Origin of the sequence: Streptomyces sp. NBC_00829, from assembly GCF_045161795.1 — a bacterium.
Taxonomy (GTDB): domain Bacteria; phylum Actinomycetota; class Actinomycetes; order Streptomycetales; family Streptomycetaceae; genus Streptomyces.
On record NZ_CP108867.1, the window covers coordinates 8,061,042 to 8,087,995 of the forward strand.

General features: G+C 69.5%; 23 protein-coding genes. 10 read left to right on the forward strand and 13 right to left on the reverse strand.

The features are described 5' to 3' along the window. Positions 1 to 17: 17 nt before the first annotated feature. From OG293_RS35930 to OG293_RS35960, 7 genes are all read right to left on the reverse strand, one after another. Complete coding sequence (locus OG293_RS35930; protein ID WP_406002932.1) at positions 18 to 1,268, reverse strand: beta-ketoacyl-[acyl-carrier-protein] synthase family protein; 1,251 nt, start codon at positions 1,266 to 1,268, stop codon at positions 18 to 20. Next, positions 1,268 to 1,507 (reverse strand): acyl carrier protein, encoded by a 240-nt coding sequence (locus OG293_RS35935; protein ID WP_406002933.1) that lies wholly within the window; start codon positions 1,505 to 1,507, stop codon positions 1,268 to 1,270. Before OG293_RS35935 ends, OG293_RS35930 begins: the two co-directional genes overlap by 1 nt. A 141-nt stretch (positions 1,508 to 1,648) precedes the next feature. Next, positions 1,649 to 2,140: a hypothetical protein gene (locus tag OG293_RS35940; RefSeq protein WP_406002934.1), complete on the reverse strand. Its 492-nt coding sequence runs from the start codon at positions 2,138 to 2,140 to the stop codon at positions 1,649 to 1,651. After that, entirely contained in the window at positions 2,140 to 2,652 is a 513-nt protein-coding gene (locus tag OG293_RS35945) for a type II toxin-antitoxin system RatA family toxin (RefSeq protein WP_406002935.1), read from the reverse strand. The genes OG293_RS35940 and OG293_RS35945 overlap by 1 nt, the downstream gene beginning before the upstream one ends. Beyond that, on the reverse strand, positions 2,645 to 3,871 hold the full coding sequence (locus tag OG293_RS35950) for an aspartate aminotransferase family protein (protein WP_406003817.1): 1,227 nt from the start codon (positions 3,869 to 3,871) through the stop codon (positions 2,645 to 2,647). Before OG293_RS35950 ends, OG293_RS35945 begins: the two co-directional genes overlap by 8 nt. A gap of 134 nt (positions 3,872 to 4,005) precedes the next feature. After that, positions 4,006 to 5,142: an acyl-CoA dehydrogenase family protein gene (locus OG293_RS35955; RefSeq protein WP_406002936.1), complete on the reverse strand. Its 1,137-nt coding sequence runs from the start codon at positions 5,140 to 5,142 to the stop codon at positions 4,006 to 4,008. Between the two features lie 55 nt (positions 5,143 to 5,197). Then, positions 5,198 to 6,892 carry an aldehyde dehydrogenase family protein gene (locus tag OG293_RS35960; RefSeq protein WP_406002937.1) on the reverse strand — a complete coding sequence of 565 codons (1,695 nt, stop codon included), beginning with the start codon at positions 6,890 to 6,892 and terminating at the stop codon, positions 5,198 to 5,200. 197 nt (positions 6,893 to 7,089) lie between these two features. Here OG293_RS35960 and OG293_RS35965 point away from each other — a divergent pair, with 197 nt between their 5' ends. Beyond that, positions 7,090 to 8,088: a bifunctional lysylphosphatidylglycerol flippase/synthetase MprF gene (locus OG293_RS35965; RefSeq protein ID WP_406002938.1), complete on the forward strand. Its 999-nt coding sequence runs from the start codon at positions 7,090 to 7,092 to the stop codon at positions 8,086 to 8,088. Between the two features lie 131 nt (positions 8,089 to 8,219). Here the strand turns inward: OG293_RS35965 and OG293_RS35970 are convergent, their stop codons facing one another. From OG293_RS35970 to OG293_RS35990, 5 genes are all read right to left on the reverse strand, one after another. Beyond that, on the reverse strand, positions 8,220 to 10,478 hold the full coding sequence (locus OG293_RS35970; RefSeq protein ID WP_406003818.1) for a BTAD domain-containing putative transcriptional regulator: 2,259 nt from the start codon (positions 10,476 to 10,478) through the stop codon (positions 8,220 to 8,222). 390 nt (positions 10,479 to 10,868) lie between these two features. Further along, on the reverse strand, positions 10,869 to 11,948 hold the full coding sequence (locus OG293_RS35975) for a hypothetical protein (RefSeq protein ID WP_406002939.1): 1,080 nt from the start codon (positions 11,946 to 11,948) through the stop codon (positions 10,869 to 10,871). Positions 11,949 to 12,243: 295 nt separating this feature from the next. Beyond that, a complete protein-coding gene (locus tag OG293_RS35980) occupies positions 12,244 to 12,405 on the reverse strand; it encodes a hypothetical protein (protein WP_406002940.1) in 162 nt (53 codons plus the stop codon). Between the two features lie 11 nt (positions 12,406 to 12,416). Then, positions 12,417 to 12,899 (reverse strand): hypothetical protein, encoded by a 483-nt coding sequence (locus OG293_RS35985; RefSeq protein WP_406002941.1) that lies wholly within the window; start codon positions 12,897 to 12,899, stop codon positions 12,417 to 12,419. A 159-nt stretch (positions 12,900 to 13,058) separates the two neighbouring features. Continuing rightward, complete coding sequence (locus OG293_RS35990) at positions 13,059 to 13,979, reverse strand: MBL fold metallo-hydrolase (RefSeq protein WP_406002942.1); 921 nt, start codon at positions 13,977 to 13,979, stop codon at positions 13,059 to 13,061. 451 nt (positions 13,980 to 14,430) lie between these two features. Here OG293_RS35990 and OG293_RS35995 point away from each other — a divergent pair, with 451 nt between their 5' ends. Further along, positions 14,431 to 15,015 carry a TetR/AcrR family transcriptional regulator gene (locus tag OG293_RS35995; protein ID WP_406002943.1) on the forward strand — a complete coding sequence of 195 codons (585 nt, stop codon included), beginning with the start codon at positions 14,431 to 14,433 and terminating at the stop codon, positions 15,013 to 15,015. Between the two features lie 410 nt (positions 15,016 to 15,425). Here the strand turns inward: OG293_RS35995 and OG293_RS36000 are convergent, their stop codons facing one another. Further along, on the reverse strand, positions 15,426 to 16,832 hold the full coding sequence (locus tag OG293_RS36000) for an MFS transporter (protein ID WP_406002944.1): 1,407 nt from the start codon (positions 16,830 to 16,832) through the stop codon (positions 15,426 to 15,428). Positions 16,833 to 18,026: 1,194 nt separating this feature from the next. Here OG293_RS36000 and OG293_RS36005 point away from each other — a divergent pair. The 8 genes from OG293_RS36005 (at position 18,027) to OG293_RS36040 (ending at position 26,850) form a co-directional block, all read left to right on the forward strand. Continuing rightward, positions 18,027 to 19,268: a cytochrome P450, cyclodipeptide synthase-associated gene (locus OG293_RS36005; RefSeq protein WP_406002945.1), complete on the forward strand. Its 1,242-nt coding sequence runs from the start codon at positions 18,027 to 18,029 to the stop codon at positions 19,266 to 19,268. Positions 19,269 to 19,375: 107 nt separating this feature from the next. Beyond that, positions 19,376 to 19,768: a nuclear transport factor 2 family protein gene (locus tag OG293_RS36010; RefSeq protein ID WP_406002946.1), complete on the forward strand. Its 393-nt coding sequence runs from the start codon at positions 19,376 to 19,378 to the stop codon at positions 19,766 to 19,768. A gap of 387 nt (positions 19,769 to 20,155) precedes the next feature. Beyond that, a complete protein-coding gene (locus tag OG293_RS36015; RefSeq protein ID WP_406002947.1) occupies positions 20,156 to 22,144 on the forward strand; it encodes an ATP-binding protein in 1,989 nt (662 codons plus the stop codon). 118 nt (positions 22,145 to 22,262) lie between these two features. Continuing rightward, on the forward strand, positions 22,263 to 23,735 hold the full coding sequence (locus OG293_RS36020; protein WP_406002948.1) for an MFS transporter: 1,473 nt from the start codon (positions 22,263 to 22,265) through the stop codon (positions 23,733 to 23,735). 86 nt (positions 23,736 to 23,821) lie between these two features. Next, positions 23,822 to 24,262 (forward strand): SRPBCC family protein, encoded by a 441-nt coding sequence (locus OG293_RS36025; protein ID WP_406002949.1) that lies wholly within the window; start codon positions 23,822 to 23,824, stop codon positions 24,260 to 24,262. A 36-nt stretch (positions 24,263 to 24,298) separates the two neighbouring features. Further along, entirely contained in the window at positions 24,299 to 25,663 is a 1,365-nt protein-coding gene (locus OG293_RS36030; protein WP_406002950.1) for a carotenoid oxygenase family protein, read from the forward strand. Between the two features lie 89 nt (positions 25,664 to 25,752). Next, a complete protein-coding gene (locus OG293_RS36035; protein WP_406002951.1) occupies positions 25,753 to 26,394 on the forward strand; it encodes a hypothetical protein in 642 nt (213 codons plus the stop codon). A gap of 57 nt (positions 26,395 to 26,451) precedes the next feature. After that, on the forward strand, positions 26,452 to 26,850 hold the full coding sequence (locus tag OG293_RS36040) for a hypothetical protein (RefSeq protein ID WP_406002952.1): 399 nt from the start codon (positions 26,452 to 26,454) through the stop codon (positions 26,848 to 26,850). Positions 26,851 to 26,954: the final 104 nt, after the last annotated feature.

The following is a 26,954-nucleotide window of genomic DNA, read 5'->3' on the forward strand; positions in this document are numbered from 1 at the left end:
CCGGCGCCGTGTACCTGTCAGGCACGGGTGAGCAACAGTACCGCGTTCTGGCCGCCGAACCCGAAGGAGTTGCTGACCACCACTTCGACCGGCGTCTCACGCCCTTCCTTGGCCACGACGTCCAGCTCGATCTCGGGGTCGAGGGTCTCCAGGTTGGCGGTCGGCGGGACGAACGACTCCTCGAGGGTCAGCACGGATGTCACCGCCTCGATTGCTCCCGACGCGGCGAGAGAGTGGCCCACCACGCCCTTGACCGAGGTGACCAGGGGCCGGTCGCCCAGCACTCCGCGGATCATGCGTGCTTCCGTAGCATCGTTGATCACGGTCGCCGTGCCGTGCGCGTTGACGTGGTCGACCTCGTCGGGTCCGATGCCGGCGTCCCGCAGGGCGGCGCGGAGCGCGAGCTCGGCGCCCACGTAGTGGGGGTCCGGTGCTGTCGCGTGGTAGGCGTCGGCGGAGGAACCGTAGCCGCTGACCATGGCACGGATCCTGGCACCGCGTGCCCGGGCGTCCTCGGCGCGCTCCAGAACCAGGACGGCGGCGCCCTCGGCCGGCACGAACCCGTCCCGGTCGGCGTCGAAGGGACGCGAGGCGGCAGTGATGTCGTCACGTCGCCGGGACAGCGCGCCCATCTGGCTGAACCCACAGACCAGCGAGGGCGTCAGGGGCGCCTCGGCGCCCCCGGTGATCACCACATCGCAGGCGCCGCTGCGCAGGAGGTCACGCGCCGTCCCGATCGCCGTCGTGCCCGAGGCGCAGGCCGTCGCCGTCACCAGAGAGGGTCCCCGGGCGCCGTACGCCATCGACACGTACCCGGCGGTCATGTTGATGGACAGCATGGGGATGAGCCGCGGTGAGACTCTGCGCGGTCCCGCGTCGAGGAGCTTGCGGTGCTGTTTCTCCCAGGTCGCGGCGCCGCCGATGCCGTTGCCGAGGACGACGCCGACACGGCCGCCGTCCCAGGTCGCCGGGTCCAGACCGCAGTCGGCGACCGCCTCCGCCGCGGCGACCAGCGCCAGTTGGCTGGAGCGGTCGAACCGCCAGGCCTCGCGGGCGCCGAGCTCGGCCGTCGCGTCGAAGTCGGTGACGGCACAGGCGAAGTTCGCCGGGATATCCGCCAGGGCCGGTACGGCAGTTGCCTGCGTGCCGGCTCCCAGACGGATCCGCTCCCACGAGGCCGCCGTCCCGATCCCGGCCGCGGTCACCATGCCCACGCCGGTGACCGCGGCGTCGAAACGACCGGCCGTACCTGTGCGTTCTCGCCCCATCAGGCGGCCTTCAGCTTCTCTTCGATGACGCCTGCCGCCTCAGCGAGGGTGGAGTTGGCGCCCAGCTCATCCTCGGTCAGCGGCACGCCGAACTCCTCCTCTGCGGACACGGACAGTTCGACCAGGGCGAGCGAGTCCATTTCCAGTCGGCTGAAGGTGTCGTCAGGCCGGATCTCGTGTCCTTCCAGCCCGAAGCCAGTGGCCAGCAGCTTGATCAGGCGGTCATAGACGTTACTCATAGCAGGCTCCTTCGGATCGGCCGTTGTTCGGGTGGTCCTGAGGGTCGGCGGTGGCCGGTGGCCTGAGGCCGGGCGACCGCCGAAGACGGGTGGGTCGGGAACGTACCGATGGCACGCGGCCAACTGACGTGCACAGGACGGTCAGCGGGCGGGAACACCGGTCACCTCGCCGAGTGCGGCGGAGTGTTGCTCCCCTTGGTGGAACCGGTCAAGGAGGCCGACGTAGGCGGGGTGGGCCTCGGGTTCGAAGCTCAGCGCGAACGGCTTCAGATAGTTGCCGAACAGGGCGCGGTCCCCGAAGAGGTGGATCGGGATGGCCAGCAGCGCCCATTCGGCACCCCACATCCAGATCCAGGCGAGCACGACCAGCCCCTGGGTGACCAGGCTGTGCATGACGTTGTAGAGGACGAAGTAGACCTTGGAGATCCGCTTGTCGGGACTGCGGCGATAGGCGATGGCCCCGGGGAGGTATCCGACGAGGTCGATGTAGACGAACAGGCCGACTGCCGGAAGCCAGCGGACCTCGTCGAGGTGCGCGAAGAAGAGGACGGCGGCCACCACCAGGCCGAGCCCGTACTCCAAGCGGATCAGCCGGTAGGTGACGGGCGTCTCGAACAGGTTCCTGGCGTCCATCAGCCAAGCGCCGACAGGCTCGGGGCGGGCTTGCCCGCCGCGGCGGCAACGGCCCGGGCCACCGGCTCGTCACCGAGCACGGTCGCACCGTCGAACAGGCCGATGACAACCCGCGCGATGGTCTCCTTGAACACCCTCTCCGCCACCGGATCCAGGATGCCGGCCAGGCTGGGGATGCCGAAGTCGAACTCGGCGCCGAAGGCGACGAGGCAGCCCGAACCGTCCGCGCTGATCCGCCAGTTGCCCGAGAACTCGGCGAAGTCCCCGTCGATCTGCTCGAAGGAGATGGTCAGGTCGGCCCGGTCGAAGCGGTCGGTCTCGGTCCACCGCAGGATTCCGTTGCGGAAGTACACCTGCCACTCACTGGTCTCCTCCTCGTCCGAGAGCCGATGTACTTTCACATCCCGGACGACGTCGGTGAGTTGTGAGTAGCGGGCGAAGTCGCCGATCCGGTCGAACGCCGCCTCGGCATCGGCACCCTCGATACGGAGGTTCACGTGTGCACTACGCATGGTTTCGTCCGCTTCCTGCTGTGGGTGTGTAACGGGCCGCCTGCGCACGGCATGCGCGGTCGAATGCCTCGTAGAGGAAATCCACGTCGCTCCGGCTGAGGACGGCGGGCGGGGTGAGGCGGAGGACCAGGTGCGAGTTGAGGGAGTGGTTGGCGATCACGCCCTGCATGATCAGTTCGATGAGCAGATCCCCGGCGGGCCCCGGTTCGGCGAACTCGATGCCCAGCAGGAGCCCCCGGCCGCGGACCTCGCGCACGGTGTCCCCGTAGTGGCCGCGGACGATCCGGCGCAGCTGCGGCAGGAGTTCGTCGCCGAGCTCTCGTGCGCGCCCGACCAGGTCCTCCTCTTTCATCGCCGCGATGGCTCCCTGCGCGGCGGCCATGGCAAGCGGGGCACCGGAGAACGTGGAGGTGTGCAGATACGGGTCCCGGTCGAAGACGGAGAACGCCTCCTCGGTGGCCACGACGGCCGACACCGGGACGACACCGCCGCTGAGCCCCTTGCCGACCAGCATGACGTCCGGGCAGACACCTTCCGGGTCCGCCCCCCACCAGGTCCCCAGCCGCCCCAGACCGGTCTGGATCTCGTCGAGCACCAGGAACGCCCCGTAGGTGCGGCAGAGCGCCTGCACGGAGCGCAGATAGCCGGCCGGCGGGATGACGACCCCGGCCTCGCCCTGGACGGGCTCCACGAAGACACAGCACTCCCCGGGGGCTTCGGCGAGCACGGTTTCGAGCGCGGTGGCGTCTCCGTACGGGACATGCGTCGTCTCCGGCAGCAGTGGCCGGAAGGGAGCCTGGAAAACGCTACTGCCGGTGAGGCTGAGTGCCCCCATCGTCTTGCCGTGGTAGCCGTTCTCCGTGGCGACCAGCCGGTGCCGGCCCTGGGTCCTGCCGAGTTTGATCGCGGTTTCCACCGCCTCGGCTCCCGAGCCCGCGAAGTGGACTCGCCGCAGGCCGGGTGGGGCGACGGACACCAGGGCCTCGGCTGCCAGCGCCGCCCGCGGTTCAAGGAAGAGCCGGGTGGCGACCGGGTGGGTGTTCAGCTGCTCGGCGACATGCCGGATCACGGTCGGGTGGCGGGCACCGGTCAGGAAGACGCCGTAGCCGCCGCAGTTGAGGAAGCGCTGCCCCGCAGCCGTGGTGACCCATGCTCCCTGCGACGCGACCTCGATATGGCCGCCGAACATTTCGCCGAGAGTCGCGCGGCCCCTGTTCATGTAGTCGCGGTAGAGGCGCCCGAGCTCCTCACGCCCAAGGGCGCGCCGTTGCCCCGCGGCGGTACGGGTGACGTCCTCGCTCCCGAGGGCCGGCACGACCGGTGTGGACGTTGATGTGGGTGTCATGGATCTCCTCAGGCCAGGCGCAGCGGACGGCCCGCCACGTGCTCCAGGTACGGGCCGGTGAAGCTCGTCCGGGACGGCGGGTGGAAGGAAATGCCGTGGGAGGCGGCGGCGAGGCAGGCGATGTCCGAGGAGCTCATGAACGCGGTGCCACCGAGCAGTTCCACAGCCTGGTTCGTGGCGTCTCCGAGCGCGTCCTGTGCGCCGTACCGGGCGACGAGCGTCCGGGCCAGGGCCTCGTTGTCCGTGTCCCCGGCCGTCAGCATGCGCGCGATGCCCTCAAGGAGCTGGGCGGCCGTCTCCAGCCGGATGGCCAGCCCGGCGCGTTCGGAATCGCTGCCGCGCTTCTGGTCCAGGACTCGCTCGACCAGCCCGCTGACCATACCGAGGTAACAGCTGGAGATGAGGAGTTCGAACCATATGAGCCCGACCGTCTGGAGGGCGTCCAACTGCCCGGCATCACCGAACGTGCTGCGCATCACGAGCTGTTCGTCGAGGAAAACGTCGGTCAGCCGGATCTCGTCGCTCTCAGCGCCTCCGAGCGCGTGACTCGACCAGAACGGGTGGACGCTGATCCCGTCGGTCTCCCGGGGTACGAGGAGCACCGCCATCTCCGTCCCACCGTCGTCGGCGGGCAGTGCCGCGCTGGCGGTGAGCAGGTCCATGGAGTGGGACAGGCTGCACGGCTTCTTGGAGCCGTTGATCACGTAACCGCCGTCGGCCTTGGCCGCGGTCACCGTGGGGGAGAGGATGCCCTGACCCGGCCGGCCTTCGGCGAATCCCGAGGCGACAAGGAGCCCTTGTTCCGCCACGCCTTCGAGCAGCGCCCACTCCATGCCGCTGCTTTTGACGCTGTCGGCGAGGGTGAAGAGGGTCGCGACGGAGAAGTGGTGCATGGTGGTGGCCACCGACAGGGACGGCGCGCGGGACGCTATGGCCCGGGTCACAGCCATGGCTTGGCTCGGATCCGCTCCTGCCCCGCCGTACGCCTTGGGTATGACCAGCGCGGGTCCGCCGCAGGCGCGAAAGTGTGCGATGGCCGGGCTGCGAGGAGCCTCCAGTTCTTCCAGCGGGATCCCGACGAGGCGGTCGAGCAGGCCGGGAAGGAATGATTCACAGGTCTGGCGTGCCGCTTCCAGTGAGCGCATGGGTTTTCTCTGCTCCCTCGGTTCTTCGTTCTTCTGTCTCTCCCGCGCCGCGGGGTCAGTGCCCGGTGCCGAGCATGGCGTTCCAGGCTCCGAACACCGCTTCCGAGGGCCGTGCGCCGTCGGAGACGCTCACGCCCTGGATGTGGGAGGTACGCAGGATGGGGTAGTTGGCCTCCCCGAACACACCGCCGGTCAGGCCGGTTCCGCCGTGCGTGGGCAGGTAGGGCAGGAACCCGATGTGCGAGTCGTTCACCTTCAGCAGTCCGCCCTTGGTGACACGTGTGACGAATCGGTCCACCACGTCGGGGTCCCGTGCCCACAAGGAGTTCCGCAGCCCGTACGGGTTGCTGTTGACGAAGTCGATGAACCGGTCGAGAAGCACCCCGTCGGGGGCGGGCTCCGCCACGACCACCGGGAGGAGGGGGAAGAACGTCTCGTGCCGCACCGCCTGGACCTCCCGTGCCCGCTCCATCCCGCGGACCAGGACCACCGTCGGTTCGAGGAAGATCCCGGCGGTGTCCCTTGTGCCGTCGGCCTGCATCGCGTGGCCGCCGCACACCAGCTCCGCTCCCGCGGCCAGGGCGTCGTCAAGGCAGGCGAAGAACTTCTCGTTCCGCAGCACCGGGGTGAGTAGGACGTCCTCGTCCCGGACGGAGCCGCCTCGGACGCCCGCCGCCTTCTCGGCCAGGAGCGAGACCAGTTCGTCGGCGATGTCCGGATGGGCGAGCACCTGGTTGGGGATCATGCACAGCTGGCCGGACCCGTAGAAGCTCTCGATGAGTGCCTCGGCGGCGAAGTCCAGGTCGGCGTCCTTCCACACCACCACCGCGTCGTTGCCGGCGAGTTCGAGGATCGGCTTCTTGCCGGCGGCGACACAGCGCTCCTGGAACCGTATGCCGGCCTCGCTGCTGCCGAAGTACATGATGTCGTCGACGAGCGGACTGTCGAGCCATGCCGTGAGCATGGGGGCCGGGTCGCCGCACACCACGCCCAGCGTGCCCGGCGGAGCTCCGATCTCCTCCAGCACGGGTGCGACCACCTCGTGCAGCACGTACATCACGCCCAGGGGGGCACTGCGCGGGGCCCGCACGATGAGGGCGTTGCCCGCCATCATCGAGGTGACGCCGAGCAGAGCGCTGGACAGGGGGGCGTTCTGTGGCGGATTCAGGCACACCACGCCGTCCGGCCGGCGGCGTACGGAGATCCGCCGCTCCCGGTGCCGGAACTCCTGCATCATCTGGCTGCGGTAGAACCCGAGCGACTCGGGTCCGAAGCACTCGAGCGCCCCGGACACCTGCCAGCGGGCCAGCGCGAGAGGGTGGCCCTCCCGCATCAGGATGTCGATGGTGCGGTCCGCCTTCTCGGCTAAACGGCGTCGCAGCAGCGTGCCCAACTGGTCCAGCCGGACGTCCAGCGGGAACGCGGTCCACTCGCCGACCGCCCTGGACGCCGCCTCGATGGCCTGGGTCACGGTCTCACGGTCCGCCCGTGCCACGCGCCCCACGATGCCGGGGGGCAGGTTCTCGGGGGCCAGACGGCCGCTTTCGAGCTTTCGCTTCAACGTCAGGCTGGCGAAGGCGTCCTCGAGCAGCGCGTCCGAGTCGACGACGTAGACCCACTGGTCGCTGGGAACGCTTTTGCCGTCTATGAGGGATGGATAGGTCAGCAGACCGGCGCTGTCCCCTCCGGGATTGTCGGTGCCGGCATCCTCGAAGTGTGACGCCGGAAGCGTCGTACGGGCGCTGCTCACGCAGATCCTCCGCTTCCCCCGCCCCGCCCTCGGCGGGCGGGAATGTCCAAAAGTGTGCCTCGCGACAGACCTTTGCAGCCGACTCTGACAATCGCCGGAGAGAGACCTGAGATGCGCGTATCAGGGCGATGGAAGCGCCCCTCGGCAGCATGGCCTGGTACGCCCGCTGGACCGGACACCACAACAGGGGGAAGCGGATGACCACAGTCAACCGGGAGATCGGCCGGGACGAGGCCCTCTCAGCACTCCAGAAAGGAGCCGACAACCCCAGCGCTTTCCTCGCCCTGAACACGGGGAACGAGTACTTCACCGATCCGGCCGTGGACGGCGTCGTCGCCTTCCGCAGAGCCGGCCGGTACCTGATCCAGTTCGGCGGCGTCTTCGCTCCGGAAGTCGACCAGGAGTGCGTGCTGCGTTCCTTCCTCGACTTCGCACGCTCCGGCAGGCGCAAGGTGGTGGCGATCCAACTGCAGCGCGCCGACACCGATCTGTACGCGCGGTGCGGTTTCACGGTGAACCAGGTCGGCTCGTCGTACGCGGTGCGGCTGCCCGAGTACAGCCTTCGCGGTACCCGCTTCATGAAGCTGCGCAACAAGATCTCCAGGGCGAAGCGCAGCGGCCTGGAGGTCTCGGAGGTCCCCTACGAGGAGTGCGCCGACGACATCGCCGCGATCGACCGTGAGTGGCTGCGGTCCAAGGGGCGCCATGTCAAGGAGATCGAGTTCCTGGTGGGCGAGTGCGGCGGGCCGGTGCAGCATCACCGGCGGCTCCTGGTCGCACGACACGACGGCGCCATGATGGGCTACATCTCCTACTCACCGGCCTACGGGTCGCGCCCCGGCTGGCTGCACGACCTCAGCCGCAGGGCGGCGGCGGCTCCGCCGGGCGTGATGGAGGCGATCAACCTGCACGCGATGGAGGGATTCCGGGACGAGGGCGCCCAGTGGCTGCACTTCGGCTTCACCCCCTTCACCGGCCTGTCCCCAGAGCACGAGGTCCTGGGCGCGAGCAATATGACGAGCCGCTTCATGCGGTTCCTGGCCGACCGGGGCGAGAGGGTCTACCCGGCGGCCAGCCAGCTGGCATACAAAGAGAAATGGGGCCCGCAGCTGGTGCTTCCCGAGTACCTGGCGTTCGACGGACGCGCCAGCCCCGCGGCGATCTGGCACATCCTGCGCGTGACCAAGTCGCTATGAGGCCTGCCGCGCCGGCGAGCCCGCGCGGGGACCCTGGCGCGGCTGACTCTGCGCCGGCGGGAAGGACGGTGCCGTCGATGCCCGTCGAGGCCTTCCGGATCGGACGTTGGCGATCGGCGACCTCTTGTCGGCTACCGGCTGGTCGGGCGAAGGCCGCCAGAGCCTGGGAGCCGGTGCACGACGGCAAGCGCGGGGGTGGGGGCGTCCACTCCCCGTGCCAGTGGATTCTGGGGGTCTGCCTCGAGACGCTGCGTGGCGCGTATCGCCTCTCGGTAGATCGATGGATGCTCGGCGTCGGCGACGTCGGCGGCCCGCTCGAACCAGACCATCGCGGCATGGGTCTGCCGGTCGCGCACACAGCGCCGCCCGGCTCTCAGGAAGGCTCGTGCGAGCTGCTCGCGCGGCACCATCGGTCCGGCCTGCACCAAGTGGCTTGCGCTCTGGGCGGGATGGCGACCCGGCAGCGCCTCCAGGGCGGTGGCGAGACTGGCGTGCAGCAGCTGCCGGGCGGCAGGCGACAGCGTGGCGAGAACCGCGTCGCGCAGCATGCCGTGGAACCTGTAATGCCCTGCCTGCTTGTCCGTCTCCCCCTCCTGCCACACGAGGATCTGTGCCAGGAGGGCGTCGTCAATGAGCCTGAGCAGTCCTTCGCGGGAGAGATCCTGAAGGTGGGCGAGCACTTCGATATCCAGGCACTCGCCGCTCACCGCCGCATGCAGGAGCATCGTGCGTACCGGTTCGGGCATGGCTTCGAGACGGGTCAGCACCACGCTCGCGACGGCCGCCGGGATCTGCGCGGTGGGGCCCACGCGCTGTGCGGCGGGCAGCTGGAGCAGTTCGAGCAGCAGGAACGGATTGCCGTCGCTGCGGCGGTGCAGCGCGGCCGCCTCGATGATCGAGTCTGCCTCCCCGGCAGCGGTCAGCAGGTGCGCCACGTCTCCGACGCCCAGCGGCCCCAGGTGTACCCGGGCCGCGCGCTGCCGTGCCAGCTCGGCGAGGAGCCTGCCGGTCGCCGGTTCGTCCGGGGCGTGAACGGCGCACAACACGGCGACCTTCTCCTCCCGTAACAGAATGGCGAGTTGGTGCAGCAGGCGCAGACAGGCGGGACAGGTTCCGTCGAGGTCGTCCACCACGCACAACACCGGACGGGCAGAGAGTTCCCGTACCAGTTCGGCGAGGCAGTCGTCCTCGGACCGGTCTTGCGGACGTGGCTCGGCGCGGCTCTCCCTCGGGTCCTGCGGGAGGGGGGCTTCGCTGCGGAGCTCGGCGAGCAGTCGGGCGGCCGGGCCGAAGAAGGCAGCATTCCGGCTGTTGTCGACCGCGGGGCAGCAGCGCAACCGGGCGGCGGCGAAGCCCTGTTCTACCGCGCGTGCAGCGGTCTCTTCGAGTAATCGGGTCTTCCCCACGCCGGCTGCTCCGGTCAGGACGGCCCAGCGCACCCGCCCGGCGGCGGCCTCCGTGAGCAGAGCGTCGAGCCGGGCCAACTCCCAGGACCTCCCCAACAGGGGCAGTCGGCCGCCGCTGCTCTCGCCCAGCGGGGCGAGAGCGATCCGCTGAGGGCGGGCCGGACGCAGCACGGCGGAATCGTGGCGCAGGATGGCAAGGTGCAGGTCGCGCAGCTCCGGTCCGGGATCGATGCCCAGGTCCTCCGCGAGTACGATCCGGAATCGCTCGTACTGGTGGAGTGCTTCCGCCGAACGCCCGGTCGCATACAGCGCCCTCATCAGCAGCGCCCAGGATGCCTCGCGCAGCGGTGCGGAGACGATCAGGCCCTCGGCGAGACCCACCGCCCTCTCCGCCTCACCCTGATCGAGGAGGATGGTCACTCGGAGTTCTTCGGCCAGTTGACGGCTCGCCTCGAGTCTGGCTATCTCCGCTGCGGCGAACTCATGGTCGGCGGCTTCGCGCAGCGCGGGTCCCCGCCATAACTTCAGCGCCTGCTCGATCTTCTGACGTGCGTCGACGGTGCGGCCTGCGTTCTGGAGTTCCTTGGCCCGGTTGACCGATGTCTCGAAAACAGCGCTGTCCAGGGCGTCGCGCGGGGCTTCGAGTACGTACCCACCTGTGCGGCGCACCAGCAGCGTGGCCGGCTCGTTGGTGGCGCGGCGGGGCTCAAGTACCGTGCGCAGCCTGCTGATATGTGCGTGCACCGATGAAACGGCTCCCAAAGGGCGGCGGTCAGCCGGCCAGAGGTCCCGGCATAAGTGGTCGACGGAGACGGGCCGGCCGCTTTCGACGAGCAGCCGGGCCAGTAGCAACCGCCGCTTCGGGGGCCCCAGATCCAGGCTCTTTGCTCCCTGCCACGCCTCGAGGGGGCCCAGGAGTCCGAATCGAATCCTTTGACCTTGCATATTCGTCTCCGTTTCGATGAAGCGTGAGCGGTACCGCATGATCGCCTGGTCGAGCGGCACGGTCAGGAAGCAGATTCTTCACTGCCCTCAAACAGTCGGAACGGGCACCACACAGTCCGCTCGGATACGCCAAACCGCACGTCACCACCCAGTGGCGTTGGTCGCCTGGAGCGCCGGACTATACCGCCCGCACGAGCACACACCGTGCACTGACAGACAGGTGGGCCTGCGCCACATTCCGGCCGCCCAGGTCACCTGGTGGGGCGCGTCATGGAGAACACGGGAACGCCGCCGCCCGCTTGGCACCCGATGGCGGCGGCTGAGCGCCGGAGCGGTTCAGCGACATTCGGGCTGTCGACCTGCCTGCCTACAGCCGCAGAAAAAGAAACGGTCTGCCGACTTCGTCGGCAGACCGTCACGAGACCGAGGCTAGAAACTCTTCGCTTCCGTGTCGATGCCCCGGAATTTCTTGGCGCCAGTCAGAACCGGAATTGCAGACTTGTCATTCTTCAGAGTGTATGCGTAGAACGCGCGCAGGTAGGTGACCGCGAGGCTTTGCTGCTGCCGGGCGCTTGGCCGGCCGACTGTGCCCGGGCACTCGGTGTCGTCGCCGTCTCCCGGGCCCGGCCCCTTGGTCCACTCGGTGTTGTAGTAGTTGTGGTTGCCCTTCACCACGCGCAGCCGAAAGCCCCTCGCCCCCGAGTGGCTGCGGGCGTCCTCGAAGTACTCCTCGCCGCCCAGCGACCAGCACCCGGCGGAGATCACCGCGAGCGGGGCCTTCGTCACCAGCGTGTCGTAGAAGCCGCTCGGTGAGGGTGAGGCGACCGAGACCACGCCGCGGATCCGCACACCGTCCGGCAGCTCGCCGCGGTTGGCGTCGGCGGCCTGGTACATGACGCCCTCGCCGCCCACGGAATGTCCCATCGTGCCGACCCGGCTCAGATCGAGACGCTTCCTCAGGTCGACAGTCGTCGGCCGACCGGTCCGCACGTCGGTGAAGCGACCGGCAAGCGGGCCGCCACCTGACGTGGCGAACTGCTTCAGCAGCTCCAGGTGCCGATCTAGCAGCCGCGCGCGCTGCGGCGCCACGCCCATGTAGTGGTTGATACCGTTCGCGCTCGGCGACACCACCACGAAGCCGTCCCGGGCCAACGCGTCGGCGAGGTAGTCGTAGCCCCGGTAGCTGGGGTAGGGGTCGACGCCGGCCGGGCACGGCCAGCTGCCCCAGTCCTCTTCGCGGGCGGAGTGGCAGGCGAGTTGCTGACCGTGCAGCAGCACGATCACCGGCAGCTTGCGGGCAATTTTGCGCGGGTAGTGGATGACGGCCCGGATCTCGGCCGATCCCTCCCAGTCCGGCGCGTCGGTGAACGCGTTGTCGCCCAGGTCATACTCGACGACACCGACCGTTTCGGTGGCCTCGGCCTGTGTACCAGGACTGATCGTCAGTACGGCGACAGCAGCGAGCGCGAGACCGGCGACGCCGAGCCGGGCACGCCTTCCGCGGAACATGGCAGATCTTTTTGTCGTGCGGGTCATGGTGGGTAAAGCTAATGAACAGGTGTCAGGATCGTGTCAGGAAGGCTTTTCAGCCCACCTCTCTGGCATGGCCGTTGGCCTGGCAAAGCTGGACAGGGACCACGGTGTGAGGTACAGGGCGACCGACCGTCCGGTGCCTGCCCGAAGGCCGATCAGGCGCGTGCGATGCGACGCCGGGGCCGATGGTCGGGGGCGGGAGCTGCGTTGGAGGATTCACGCGGCGGACGGTAGGAAGCCGCGCGGCTCGCGTCTCGGCCTGCCGAGTCGGTCAGTCGTCCGGGCGGAAGAAGAGGATCGTGGCGAGGCCGAGCCAGGTTGCCACCGCGGCGATGAGCCCGGCGGCTTCGCTGAGCTGAGGGTCGCCGGTGTAGTGGAAGGTGCCGCCGCCGGAGAGAGCTCCGAGGAGGATGCCGAGAACGAAGATGGGCACTGGGGGGTGTCCTAACGGGCCGTGCGGGAGACGCCGGAGACGCCGGAGACGACGTAGGCGCCGATGCCGCGTCGCTGGATCACACCGCGGGGGATGGCCTTCGCGGTCGACGGCAGCTCGGGGGCCTCGTCGACCTGGACCTTCCGCTTGGCTCGCTGGGTCTGGTCACCGCCGACGGGGTGCCGGTTGTCGGGCAGAGCTTCGCACTCCCGGTCGGCGACGTCCTCGTACGGCCGCCGACGCGAAGGGCAGTACACCTCAAGGGCGTCAACGCGGGTGGTCTGTACGGTCGTGGACGAGCCGCGGAAGTCGGCGGGCTGTGCCACGCGGTCCTCGACCTTGATCTCAGCGGCGACGGTCCAGACGTGCGCGTAGGATTTTTCCGGCTCCTCGACGACCGCGGCAGGCTCGGCTGTTTCCTGCGGCAGGGCGAAGAGGTCGGCGAAGGGTTCGAAGTCCAGTTGATCGCGGACTACTGGAGTCGAGGTCGGCACTGTGGGGGTCCTCCCGGCGGCGTACATCAGATCGCGGCCAAGCGTCGACGCCTGACCGGCCTTCTAGACGTAGTCACCGCCCGAAGCGTTGCACTTCGTTCAACACGAATGTCGGCTCCGGTCCCGCTTGTCGCTGCGGGGGCGAGTTGACATTCAGTGCTATACGGGCCGGGCGGGTACGGGGTGGAGCCGGTAGCTGGTGCGGTGGCTGCGCACGAGGCCTGCCGTGGGCGGGGGGAAGTGGCTGCCGAGCAGGAGGGTGTCGGTGTCGGCGAGGGCGGTGAGCAGGTCGCGGCGGGTCGCCTCGGCCTGGGCAGGGTCGATGTCGACGTGGCTGTGGATGTCGGGCTCGGCGAGCTGGACGGGGTGGTGGATGCAGTCGCCGGTGATCAGGGCCGTGCTGCCCTGGCTGTTCAGCCGGACGGCGACCTGGCCGGGTGTGTGGCCGGGAGTGGGGACGAGGGTGATGCCGGGGGCGATGTCGAGTCCGTCGGCGCCGACATCGACGAGGTCGAGCAGGCCGTGGTCGTTGATGGGGTGGATGGAGTCGCGGAACATCTGCTTGCGGGCCTCCTCCATGTCCACCGACGCCCAGTAGTCCCATTCGGTGCGGCTGGCGGTGTAGCGGGCGTTGGGGAAGGTGGGGACCCAACTGCCCTCATGGGCATGGGTGTTCCATCCGACGTGGTCGGTATGCAGGTGGGTGAGGACGACGATGTCGATCGTCTCGGGGGAGAAACCGGCCTGCTCCAGGCGCGAGAGGTAGTCGGTGCGGAGCTGGTTCCAGGCGGGGTTGGCGCGGTCCTTGCCGTTGCCGATGCCCGTGTCGACGAGGATCCGCAGCCCGTCGGCTTCCAGCGCGAAGGTGTGGCTGGCCAGGCGCAGGACCTGATCGGCGTCGGCGAAGTCGGGCTGCAGCCAGGGTGAGCCGGCGACGATGTCGGGTGTTGCGCCGGGCAGGAGCCAGGGGCCGGTCTGCGGGGGCAGTTCCACCTCGTCGATGCGGCGGACGACGATGTCTCCGACGGTCCAGGAAGGGGCCGGGTTCTGTGGTGCGGGGGCCGTGTTCTGCGAGGTCATGAGATCTTCTTCCAGAAGCGGGCTGTGGGGGAGCGGAGGGGCGAGGAGCCGATACCGTGGTGGAACCGACTCGTTAACGCTCAGACATTGCGTTAACGGTACCTCCCTCCCGACGCTAAGGCAAAGATTGTGCGTTAATGTCGTTCGTAGGGTCGGTCCTGGCTCGCACCGATGTGGTCGCGCGTACGTCAACGCCTATGTCACCGTGGCCGCCGAGGCCGAGCAGGAGATCGCCGCGGGCCGCCGTCGCGATCGGCCGCCCGCTTGGCGAGGCCACCGTGCTGCACGTGGCCGACGCCTACGAGCAGGTCCGCGGCCCCGCTCCGCTCGCGGGTCATCCGCTGGTCTGGCATGGGACCTGTCCGGGCGGTCTCGCGTACGGGGAAGCCCCGCCGCAAGGCGAGCGGGGCAGCCACTTCTTGAAGCGAATAATTAGCGTTAAGGTAGGGGTATGAGTTCACAGCCCCGACCCCGTCCAGGAGGGCGCAGCGCCCGCGTCCAGCAGTCGGTCCACCAGGCCGTCCGCGACCTGGAAACGGAACTCGGGCGCGCGGCGCTGACAGTTCCGCTCGTCGCCAAACGGGCCGGGGTCACCCCCTCGACGATCTATCGCCGGTGGGGCGACATGCAGGAACTCCTCTCCGATGTGGCCGTGGAGCGGCTCCGCCCGGAAACGGCGCCGGTCGACATGGGAAGCCTGCGCACCGACCTGGAAGCCTGGGCCGTGCAGTTCCTGGAGGAGATGTCCTCGACGGCGGGCCGCGCCTACATTCGCGACGCACTCGCCGGCGACCCCGACGGCAGCAACGCGGGTCAGTGCTCCGCCTACGCCGTCGAACAGGTCGAGGCCATCCTCACTCGCGCACGCGCACGCGACGAGCCGGTGCCCGCCGCCGACGTGGTCATCGACCACGTGGTGGCGCCGATGATGTACCGCATCCTCTTCCGCCCCGGCCTGCTGGACGCCGACTACGCCCGCACGCTGGCAGACGCGGCCCTGACACGGCTGATGCCCCTGCGCCCAAACGCCGTGTGAGGCCGTGACGCCGTGTGAGGCCCCGGTCGGCCCGCCCGCAATCCGGCGTGCCTGAACCGGCCGCCGCGGGGCCGTGCCGGGCAGCCATCACAGATGACGCCGACGAGTTGGAGCAGACCCTGGTGGGACCGGCGCGTATCCAGTCGTGCATGCGCTGGCGTCTGAATCGGTACAGCCGGGCGGACGCGGCCTCGAAGCCCCGAGGGTTTCGCCCGGTCCGGAGCCGTACAGGGCGGCGCGGCGGATGATCCCGGAGTGCTCCCTCGGGCAGCCCGGTCCGCGAACAGCCGCCGGAGGACTGCCAGATGCCGGATCCGCGATCATCGGCGCGGAAGGGGCGCGGCTGGGGCACTTGCCCGACCACATCGGCCGTGGCGCCGGTCGGGAGGCGGGCTGCGGTAGGGGTTCGATCACGGTCGAGCCGTCGTGGGGCACCGCAGTCGCGCGGGGGCTGAGGGGGAGCCATCGAAATCGCCCTGGCCGGTACGCGACGGGCAGGTGGCACGAGAGGGCGTCGGGCAGGTGAGCGACGCGAGCCGTACGGAAGCGGTCGTGGTACCGGCGGTTCCCGGCTGGGGTAGCGCGGTCGCCTGGCTCCGGCGGGTCTGCATACGCCCGCCTCTCAGGACCACCGCCAGAGCGGTCGTGCCCGCAGCGGCGACCGTGGCGCCGAAGACCAGTGTGGTGGTGAGCAGTCCGTAGTGCACGGTCAGCAGGCCGGCGAGTACGGTCGGCAGGCTCATGGCGAGATAACTCAGCACGTAGTAGGCGGCCAGCGTGCTCGCACGGTCCGCCGTGGCGACGCGGGGCAGAACGGTGCGCAGCGCTCCCTGGGACACCGCGCCGAAGCCGACACCGGCCAGGGCCGTACCTGCGAACAGCGCGGTGAGGCTGTTCACCTGCACGCTGAGCAGGATCAGTCCGACACCGGGGAGTACGGCGCCGGCCCCGAGTAACAGAGGCGTCGTGGCCGGCAGGCGACGGACTGCCCATACGGCCAGGACCGCGCTCGTGGTCAGCGTGAAGAAGAGGAGGCCGCCTATGGCTTGGGGAACGTCCGGGTCTATCAGTCGGGCGAGTCCCGGGCCCAGCGACGAGGTGAATCCGCCGAGTGACCAGACGGCCACCACGCCAGGTGCCGCGATGAGCATTGCCTTGCGTGCGGATGCGGGCACCCTGACCGTGGGGCGCAGCGAGCGCAGTGCCCCTGGCCTGCGTCTGGCCGTCTCGGAGGTAAAGAGCAGGGCGAGAGACTGAAGCACGAACACGCCCAGCAGCGCCAGATGCACTGTTGGGCCGGGCGCCGGCGCGCACTGGACCAGGAACGTCGAGCCGAGGACACCGATGGCCATACCGGCCATAGGGGCGACACTGTTGGTGAGGGCGGCACTGCCGGCCCGCCGCGGATGCTCCAGTTCCAGCAGCGCCGCGCCTACGGCGCTGGTTGCCAGACCGGTCGCGAGTCCCTGCAGTACACGTGCGAGGAGCAGCTGCCCGACCCCGTCGGCCGCGGCGATCAGCGCCATGGCCGAAGCCTCGACAGCGAGCGCGCCGACCAGGACCGGGCGGCGACCGAGGTGGTCCGAGAGAGATCCGGTCATCAGCAGGGCCAGCAGCATGGCCATGGAGTACGCGCTGAAGATGACCGTGAGAGTCAGGGAGGAGAAGCCCCATTGGTCCTGGTAGATCGCATACAGGGGAGTGGGGGCGCTTGATGCGGCCAGCAGGGCGACCAGAATTGAGGCATCAAGTGCGAACGACGAGCGCCTGGTTAGTCGGGGGTGGGGCTTGAGTGCTCCCGGGGCGGCGCGGTCCATGACGTCCTTCCACCAAGCTAAAGCAGTGTCTTTGCTTTAAGGGAGCCTATGTCCTGCAGTCCCTAAAAGCAAAATATCTGCTTTAAGCGCTGATCCGGGTGCGAGAGGATCGGAGGCTCCACCAGGGCCCCGACGAGCCTGCCGGGTCCGACGCCGACCAGTCGGCGACCGCAGGGGCAAGGACCGCGAGATTGCCGCGTGCCGCGGCACGCGGCGGACACGACGCGGCGGTGGCCGGCAGGCGGATATACAGGAGTCCGACGGTGTCGCGCGCCTGCCGGACCGGTCGGAAGAGGCACGTAGGCCCGCGACGGAGGTCCCCGACACCCTGTAGTCGTACGACGTGCACAAACAGAGGCCGGCCCCATGCGAACCGCCCCCCGTGACCTGCCTGCACAACCCAATCCCCATGAGCTACGATCAGGCCAGCACCTGGTGAGCGGGCCACAACGCTGACAAAGCTAAGCGGCCCTCACGATCGAAAACACCTACTGACCCGCCGACGGCGTCGACCCCGTATGCCATGCTGAACGGTGATCACAGCTCAGCATCTTGAGGGGGAGGCAGGTCCGATGGGGCCTCGGTACTCCTGAGCCGACAGTGAGAATGGCGACCACATCGACGACCCGTCCGAGGACGCACTGTTCATGTTGTTGGAACCGCGTTCTCTGCGGATGGACGGCCGGGACACCGGCCGCCGTGAGAGCTTCGGCCCCCTGGTCGGCGGCCATGCCTTCGCCCCGCTCCGCGATCACGGGCCGGATGGATGACGAGTCGAGTGTTCGTGGGCTGAGTGAGAAGCCCTCCCCGCGACCGGAACCAGTGCCGCCGTTCCCTCATCCTGTACCCCGGGTGGGTCTGCTTGCCTACTCTCTCGCGGACGTTACAGGTGGAGGTGGGGGCGCATCACACGGCAGTTCATGCATCCCGACCAGGTTACGGGCGTTGCCAACCGTGGCCCTCGACTTCTACGTGCTGCCCGAACGTCCTTCGTCCCGCGGTACCCGGCGGTCCTGAACGCCGGTGAGTCGGTGCTCGCCGCCGGCAGCCGCGGGAACCCGCGAGCAGATCCTCGCCGCCCGGTTCTGCCTTGGGGCCTGCTGCCCAGCTTCGCTCGGGCCGCTGACGGTCCATGTCCCGCCTCCCCGGTACTTGTTCTTTCCGGGCACTGCCCACTTTGAGAGGTTCTCCGTCATGCCCGTGGTCAATCCCCGTTTCAGTATCCTGTCCGAGGACTTCGCCGCTGCCCCCTACCGCTGCTTCGCATGGCTGAGGGAGCAGGCTCCGGTGCACTACGAGCCGGCGATCGACAGCTATTTCCTCTCCCGCTACCAGGACGTGAAGCGGGTGCTGACCGACCATGAGGCGTTCAGCACCGAGACGCTGCAGGTGCGCGCAGAGCCGGTGATGCGCGGGCCCGTCCTCGCCCAGATGACCGGGGCCGAGCACACTGCCAAGCGAAAGATCGTCGTGAGGGGCTTCACCGGTGAGGCCCTGCAGGACCAGATACGCGCCGTGCACGCCAACGCCGCCGAACTCATGGCCCCCTTCCTTCCCCAGGGCCGGGTGGACCTCGTCAACGATTTCGGCAAGCCCTTCGCCGTCCACGTGACGCTCGATGTCCTCGGCCTGGACAAGAAGGACTGGCAGCAGGTGGCCGCCTGGCACAGCGGGGTCGCCGAGTTCATCACCAGTATCGCCCTCACCCCCGAACGCCGCCGGCACTGTCTGGACTGCGCCGAGCAGTTGGAGGCCTACCTCCTCCCCGTCATCGAACAGCGGCGCCGCCACCCGGGCGAGGACCTGATATCGAAGCTGTGCACTGCCGAGTTCGACGGCATCGCCATGAGCAACCGCGACGTCACCGCGCTGATCATCAACGTCCTGGCTGCCGCCACCGAGCCCGCGGACAAGACCCTGGCCTTTCTCTTCAAGCACCTGATCGACCACCCCGAGCAGATGGCGCAGGTCCGCCGGGACCCGGACCTGCTGCCCGCCGCGATCGCCGAGACCCTGCGCTACACCCCGCCTGTCCAGCTCATCCCCCGCCAGGCGGAGCGGGACGCCGTGTTCGCCGGCACCACCGTCCCGGCAGGTGCCACCGTCTTCTGCATGATCGGCGCGGCCAACCGCGACCCCGACGCCTTCACCGCCCCGGACACCTTCGACATCCACCGCCCGGACCTGGGCACCGCCCGCTCCTTCACCGCCGCCGCCCAGCACCTGGCCTTCGGTACCGGACTCCACCAGTGCGTCGGCGCGGCCTTCGCACGCGCCGAGATCGAGACCGTCGCCGCGATGCTCCTCCCCCTACTGGACCAGGTCCGCTACAGCCCCGGGTTCCACTACCGGGAGACCGGCCTGTACACCCGCGGTCCCGCCTCCCTGTCCCTGGACTTCACCCCCGTCCACGCAGGCTGCACCGGCCGCGGCTGACGCCCGCCCCTCGCCCCGGCCTCTGCCAGGCAGGCCGGAGCCCCTTCCTCCCCGACTCCGGGAGCCAAGGCCGCCCTGGATCCCACCACCCCTCCTACGGAGCAGCGATGACACCGACCGACATCACCCGAGCCATCAACGACCTGCTGTTCACCCCGGGCCTCGACCTCACCGAAGCCCTCGACCGACACTTCACCCCCGACTACCGCCAACGCACCGACGGCGTGTGGAGCGACCGAACCGCCTTCACCCAGCACATGACACGCCTCCGCTCCCTCATCCGCAGCGGGCACGTCGAGGTCCACGACGAACTTCGCGACGGACTGTGCTATGCCGACCGGCATACCGTCACCCTCACCCAGCACAACGGCCACACCTCCCGCACTGAGGTGTACCTCTTCGCCCGGTTCGCCCCCGACGGCCGCTTCCAGCGCGTCGAAGAGACCACCCTTCTGATCGCCGGTCACCCCGACGACGAGAACCTGGGACTCATCAAGTGACACGGAATGCAAACCTCGGTGCTTACTGAAGGCCCCGACGGTCCCCGGGTCTTGGGACCATCGTCGGAAGACAACAGAACAACGTCCGTGCGCCTCGCCGCCCGCCTCACCACCCACCGGCACACCCGACGCCTCCGTTAGGATCCCAGACGGAGCAGCGCTCCTGGGGCGGCGGAATCGGCCTCCGCGTGCCGGATACGACACCACTTCAAACAAAATATGCGGCGTGGGTTCGATCGGTCGGTGGGGGGCGAATATGGGAGGGGCCGGAGCACCGTCACACGTGCCTCGTGCCGGTGCCTGTCTCCGCGAGACACCGGTGGGTGGTGTCCTCGGGCATGGCTGTCCGGTGCAGGTACAAGGAGGATGGGAGCCGCCATGGTGTCCGTGGGAGAGAGACTGAGCAGTGCGCGAGTTCGGGCCTTCATCGGCCGGGACGAGGAACTCGGGCGCTTCGGGGAGGCTTTGGCCGGCGATCCGCAGGCGCCGTTCGTGTTCTACGTGTTCGGGCCGGGCGGCATCGGGAAGTCGACGCTGCTGCGTCGTCTGGCTGACCACGCTCGTGCGGTGGGCCGGCTGCTCGTCGAACTCGACGGCCGGTTCGTGAGCCGGGACCCGGCCGATTTCGAGCGCGCGGCCGGTCCTTTCCTGGACGTTCCGGGCACGGTCCTGGTCGTGGACTCCTTCGAGTACTGCCAGTGGCTGGAGAGCTGGCTGTGGCACCACTTCCTGCCCCGTGCCGCGGACGACACGCTGGTCGTCCTGGCCGGCCGGCGCGCTCCGCAGCCGCAGTGGACGGCCGACCCCGCCTGGGCCGGGCTCCTGCACGTGACGGAACTGGAACCGTTCTCCGAGGAACAGGCCCGCAGCCTGCTGGTCGCGGCGGAGATCCGGCACGAACTACGGGACCGGGTGCTCCGCTTCGCCGGAGGCAACCCGCTGGCTCTGTCCCTCGCGGCCGCAGCAGGATCGTCGGGCTGCGGCAGGGAGGAACTCTGGGCGCCCTCGGCGGACGTCCTGCGCACCCTGTTGGCGGGGCTGATCGGTGAGGTGCCCACGGCGGCCCACCGTCGCGCCCTGGAGGTGGCGGCACAGGCTCACTCGACGACCGAGGAACTCCTCGACGCGGTGCTGCCCGGAGAGGACGCCCATCTTCTGTTCTCCTGGCTGAGGGACCTGCCCTTCATGGAGCCCACACACAGGGGGCTCTACCCGCACGACGCCGCACGCGAGACGCTGGCCGCCGACCTGCGCTGGCGTGCACCCAACGCCTTCGAGACGATGCGCCAGCGCCTGGCGGACGAGTACCTGCGCCTACTGCGCGAGGCACCCGAGGAGCGGGTGTGGACCGTCACCGACGAGCTCTTCTACCTCTTCCGGGAGGGGAAGACCCTGGCCCGACTGCGCACCTGGTCCCGCGAGGACGAGGTGCACGACCGTCCTTTGCACCCGGAAGACATCGATGTCGTCCTGCGCATGGCAGAGGAGACCGAGGGAGCCGCCTCCGCGGAACTGGTCCGCTACTGGGCGCAGCGCCAGCCGCAGGCCTTCAGCGTCTACCGTCTCGTGAGTACGGGCCGGATCGTGGCGTTCACTGCCCGGCTGGCTCTGCCGGCCCCTCCGGACCCCCAGGACCTGGCCACCGACCCCGTCGTCGCCGCGGCGTGGGAGCACACCGACGCCACCGTGCCGGTGAGCCCCGGCGAACACATCGGCATCAGCCGCTTCTCGATCTACCCCGAGCGGTACCAGGTCCCCTCGCGCGTCATCGACCTGAGCAGTTCCCGCGCGCAGGCGGAGGCCGCCCGTGCTCGCGGCCGCGCCTACGGCTTCGCCGTCTTCCAGGACGCCGAGACATGGGCCGAGCGCGTCAAGGGCACCCTCAGCGACACAGGGGCGCGCCCGCGAGTCGGTGAGCACACCTACGGGCTGTTCAGTGTCGACTGGCGCCAGGAACCCGTGGAGAGCTGGCTTCGCCGCTTCATATCGGCCACCGAAGTGCCGGCTCCGCCCGGACCGTCGCCCATCTCGCGTAACGCGTTCGACCGGGCCGTGCGTGAGGCGCTGGCGCACTGGCGCGACGCGGGTGCCTTCGCCGCCTGTGCCCTGATGCGCGCCCGTCTAGCGGCCGATTTCGGTGATCCTGCCGGGGAATTGCGCGAGCTGCTGCGCCGGGCCGTCGACGACCTCGCCCGTGACCCGCGCGGAGTGCGCGCCTGCGAGGCGCTGACGGCGGGCTACTTCTCCGGTGCACCCACCCAGGAGGCCGCAGCCCGCCGCCTGGGCCTTCCGTACGGCACCTACCGTCGCCATCTGCGCCAGGGCCTGGACCTGCTCTGCGAAGCCCTGTGGCAGCAGGAGCTGCACGGCCCCTGACAGCAACCGAAGCCGCACGCTGAGGCAGATGCGGGTGGACGGGTGCGGACAGCAGTGGACAGTCCCCGCCCCTGCCGGGCCTGGAAAGTGGACACCGTCCCGCACCAGCCTGTGCCCCATGAACGTTGCACGCACGCAGACGAAGCAGGCAGTACGCCAAGCCCCCCGGCCGGGAGCCGTGCTCGCGGCACTCGCCGCGGCGCAGTTCACCGTCATGCTCGCCACCTCGATCGTCAACGTGGCGCTTCCGCAGATCCGCGCCGGAGTCGGCCTGTCGGACGGCGGAACCACCTGGGTGGTCAACGCCTACGGCCTGGCGTTCGGGGCACTGCTCCTGGCGGGCGGGAGGGCGGCCGACCTCCTCGGCCGCCGCCGGGTGCTGATCGCCGGACTCTCACTGTTCGCGGTGGCCTCGCTGGCAGCAGGACTGGCCGTCTCCTCGAACGTGCTGATCGCCGCACGCGCGGCCCAGGGACTCGGCGCCGCCGCCATAGCCCCGGCCGCCCTCGCCCTGACGATGGACCAGTTCCCCTCCGGCCCCGGGCGTGGCAAGGCACTGGGGGTGTGGGGAGCGGTCTCCGGAGCGGGAGGAGCGGGCGGCGTCCTCCTGGGCGGTGTGCTCACCCAGGCGTGGGGCTGGCCTTGGATCTTCCACTCGGTCGCGCTCGGGGCTGCGCTGGTCCTGGCCGCCGTGGCTGCGTTCGTGCCACGGGCGCCCGGACGGAAGGCCGGGCGGTTTGACCTGCTGGGCACGGCCACCGTCACCCTCGCCCTGACCTGCCTGGTCTGGGGCCTGACCACCGCACGCGGCACCGGCTGGAGCGACGGCCGGGTGCTGGGGGCCCTCGGGACCGCCGCCGCGCTTCTCGCGGCCTTCGCCGTGATCGAGCGCCGCCGGCCGAACGCACTGATACCGCCACGGCTGTTCACCACCGGCCGGGTCGCGGCGGGCAACCTGCTGATGGCGCTGCTGGGCTCGGTGTGGATCGCCCTGTTCTTCTTCCTGCCGCTTTACCAGCAGCAGGTCCTCGGATCCAGCCCCTTGGCAACCGGAGCGGGACAACTCCCGCTCGCCGGCGCCAACATGCTCGGCGCCTCCCTGGCGCCGCGCATCTCCCGGCGCATCGGGGCCCGCGCGACCGTGACCGCAGCCCTGCTCACCGAGGCCGCGGGCCTGATGTGGCTGTCACAAATCACCGCCCACGGCAGCTACTTCGCCAACCTCCTCGGCCCGAGCATCCTGATCGGCCTGGGCCTCAGCATCGCCTTCGTCCAGCTCACCGCGCTCGCCGTGGACGGCGTTCCACGGGAGGACGCGGGCCTGGCCGGCGGACTGGTGAACACCACCCGCCAGGTCGGCGGCGCCATCGGCCTCGCCGCCCTGGCCACCCTGGCCGGCTCCGTCACCGTCCAAGCGTCCGCCCACCAGCCCCATCTGGAAGCCCTCACCGCCGGCTACCGCACAGTCTTCACCGTCGCCGCCGCGGTCCTGGCCGCAACCGCTCTCCTCGCGCTGCTCCTCACCCGCAGCACCAGCCCGCGGACCGCAACCACCTGCACCGGCCCGGCTTCCGACCCGCAACCCGCCTGAATCTCCGAATCCGGCTGAATCTCCGAATCCGGCTGAACCAATGGATCAACCGCGTCACCGAAACATGTCATCCAGAGAGGAACCCCATGGTCACCATCGACGAGACCGCCCCCGTCATCGTCCGCCTGAGCACCGAGATCAACGCCCCGCTCGCGACGGTGTGGGAACTGCACACCGACATCGCGGCCTGGCCCACCTGGAATACCGACATCGACCGGGCTGAGCTCAACGGCCCCCTGATGCCCGGCAATTCCTTCAGCTGGCGAACTCACGGCCTGGAGATCACCTCCACCGTGAGCGAACTGGTCCCCGCCGAGCGGATCGTGTGGGGCGGCCCCGCCGAGGGCATCACCGGCATTCACGTGTGGACGTTCGAGCAGGACGGCGACCACGTCACCGTCCGCACCGAGGAGTCCTGGGGCGGCGCCCCGGTCGAAGCCGCGGCCGACCACCTGGGCAAGGTCCTCCACGACTCCCTGGAGAACTGGCTTTCCCACCTCAAGGCCCGTGCCGAACAAGCCGCCTGACAAAAAGCATCACATCCACTGAAAGAGATTTCTGCCATGACTGCTGCGAAGCCCTACCTGACCGGCCACTTCACCCCCGTCGCCGACGAGGTCACCGCCACCGGACTCACCGTGGAGGGCACGTTGCCCCCGGAGCTGGACGGCCGGCTGATCCGCAACGGCCACAACCCCAAGCCTGGCGTCACCCCGACCCACTGGTTCAAGGGCAGCGGCATGGTCCACGGCGTCCGCCTCCGTGAGGGGCGCGCCGAGTGGTACCGCAACCGCTGGGTGCACACCCCCGCCCTCGAGGGCGCCCCCTACATGACCGAGCGCGGTCCCGACCTGACCGCCAGCGCCGCCGGAACCCACGTCATCGAGCACGCCGGACGGCTGCTCGCGCTGTGCGAGGCGAACCTTCCCTTCGAGCTCACCCCGGACCTGGAGACCGTCGGCGCGTACGACTTCGACGGCAGGCTGCGCAGCGCGATGACCGCGCACCCCAAGGAGGACCCGGTCACCGGGGAGCTGCACTTCTTCGGCTCCTCGCCCTTCCCGCCGTTCCTGACGTACTACGTCGCCGACGCCAAGGGCGGGATCGTCCACAGCGCCGAGATCCCGGGAGCGACCGCCTCCCTCAAGCACGACTTCGCCCTGACCCGCCGCCATGTGGTCTTCATCGAGGGCAATGTCACCTTCGACCCGGCCGAGCACTCCGGCATCCCCTACGGCTGGAGCGACGCCCAGGCCGCCCGTATCGGCATCGTGCCCCGTGGCACCGACGGCGCCCCGCAGGTCCGCTGGTTCTCCATCGAGCCCGGCAACCTGCTGCACGTCGCCAACGCCTACGAGGACGGCCAGGGCCGCATCGTCCTGGAAGGCCCCACCGTGGACCGCGAGGGCTTCCAGCTCTCCTGGAACTGGTGGGTGGGCGCCCCCGGGCGCGGTACCGAGCCCGTCGCCCGCTCCTACACGCGCCGTTGGGTGGTCGACATGGCCACCGGTAGCGTCGACGAGCAGATCATCGACGACCTCACCGTGGAGTTCCCGACCCTCAACGAGGACTACCTGGGCTCCGAGAACCGCTACCAGTACGCCATCTCCTTCCCCGACGAGAAGGGCTTCGGCGGTTACGGCATCGTCAAGTACGACCGCACCACCGGCGCCCGCCGCATCCACCAGGTCGGCGACGCCCGCATGCCCAGCGAAGCAGTGTTCGTCCCGGCTGCCGGAGCCACCCGCGAGGACGACGGCTACCTCCTCACCGTGGCCTCAGACCTCAAGCAGGACGCCTCCCAGCTCCTCGTCCTCGACGCCTCCGGCCTCGACCGGGTCGCCACCGTCCACCTGCCCCAACGGGTGAGCGCCGGACTCCACGGCTCCTGGATCCCCGACGCCGCCCTGGAGGCCACCCAGGGCTGACCCACAGCGAAACGCACCTGAGCTCGACCAGCGGCGAGTGACGCAAGGCTGACTGGCCCCGGAGCCCTGACGGGACCTGCCGACCCTCCTTGAGCCGCTTGTGCGCCTCCAACGCCGCCGACTCGCGAGGCGTACATCGAACAACCGCACACCGCCGAAACGCCATCCCACCCAGGCAGCTGCCGGCCCGCGCGACGCTCGCGGGCCGGCAGCGCCCACAGCTCCGCAAGCATCGGCGTACCTCCGGGCCCCGCCTCCTCCCCGGAAGCACCCCGAACAACGCCTCGAACCCGCAGGCCGAGGCACACGATCAAGGAAGCCGACATGACAAGATCCGGAAAAGCGCCGGTGGGATCGCCGCCCTCTCCGCGCTCATAGCCGCCATCGCCGTACCGGCGCTCGCGGAGACCGAGGATGCCGACCAGCGGACCTCCGCCACCGGCATCGACTGGCACGCCTGCGCCGACACCGACTTCAAGTACATGCAGTGCGGATCGATCCAGGTACCAGTGGACTGGGCCCACCCCCACTCCGGCCGGACCACCCTCGCCCTGGTCCGACGCCCGGCGGATGACCGGGCCCACCGCCAGGGCACCCTGCTCCTCAACGACGGAGCCGGCGGCTCCTCCATCGAGCAGCTGCGGCTGGCGATGCACATCGGCATGCCGAACGTCGCCGGCGCCATGACCCAGAAGTTCGATCTGGTCGCCGTGGATACGCGGCCAAGCTAGGCCCGGCCGAGCATCCGAGTTGGCCTGCAGTGGCCGGCCCTCCCATAGGGTGATCGGATGTTCAACCGGCTTGAAGTCAGAGTGCTGCCGCCGGGGTCCCGGTGGGCTGCCCAGTTGCGGCTGTGGATCGACGGCGAGGATGTGGTGGCGGAGGCGCTCGGCGAGGGAGGCCGTGGCCCGTTCGCGGAAGAGGCTCTGCCCGCCAACGGTCGCAGCCCGCTGTGGGCGACCGGAGCGCGGCGTCGCGTGGTGTTGGGGGAGCCGGAGTGCACGGGCGGATGTTGCGGCTACCTCTCGGTGTTGGTGCAGCGGCAGGGGTGCTTCGTGGTGTGGTCTGGCTGGCGGGTGCCCGGCGACGAAGCGCGGCCCCCGGCATTTCACTTCGACGCCGATCAATACGACGCCGAAGTGGCCCGGGCTTCGGCAGATCGGTCGTGGCAGGTCTCCACGCAGTGACGGACACGTCCACGTGCCGGTACAACGACTTGGAGCAGTTTGCCTCGATCACCCTGGGGGACCTGGACTGGCTTCGCGACGACGTCGTGGGCGTGTGACCGAGA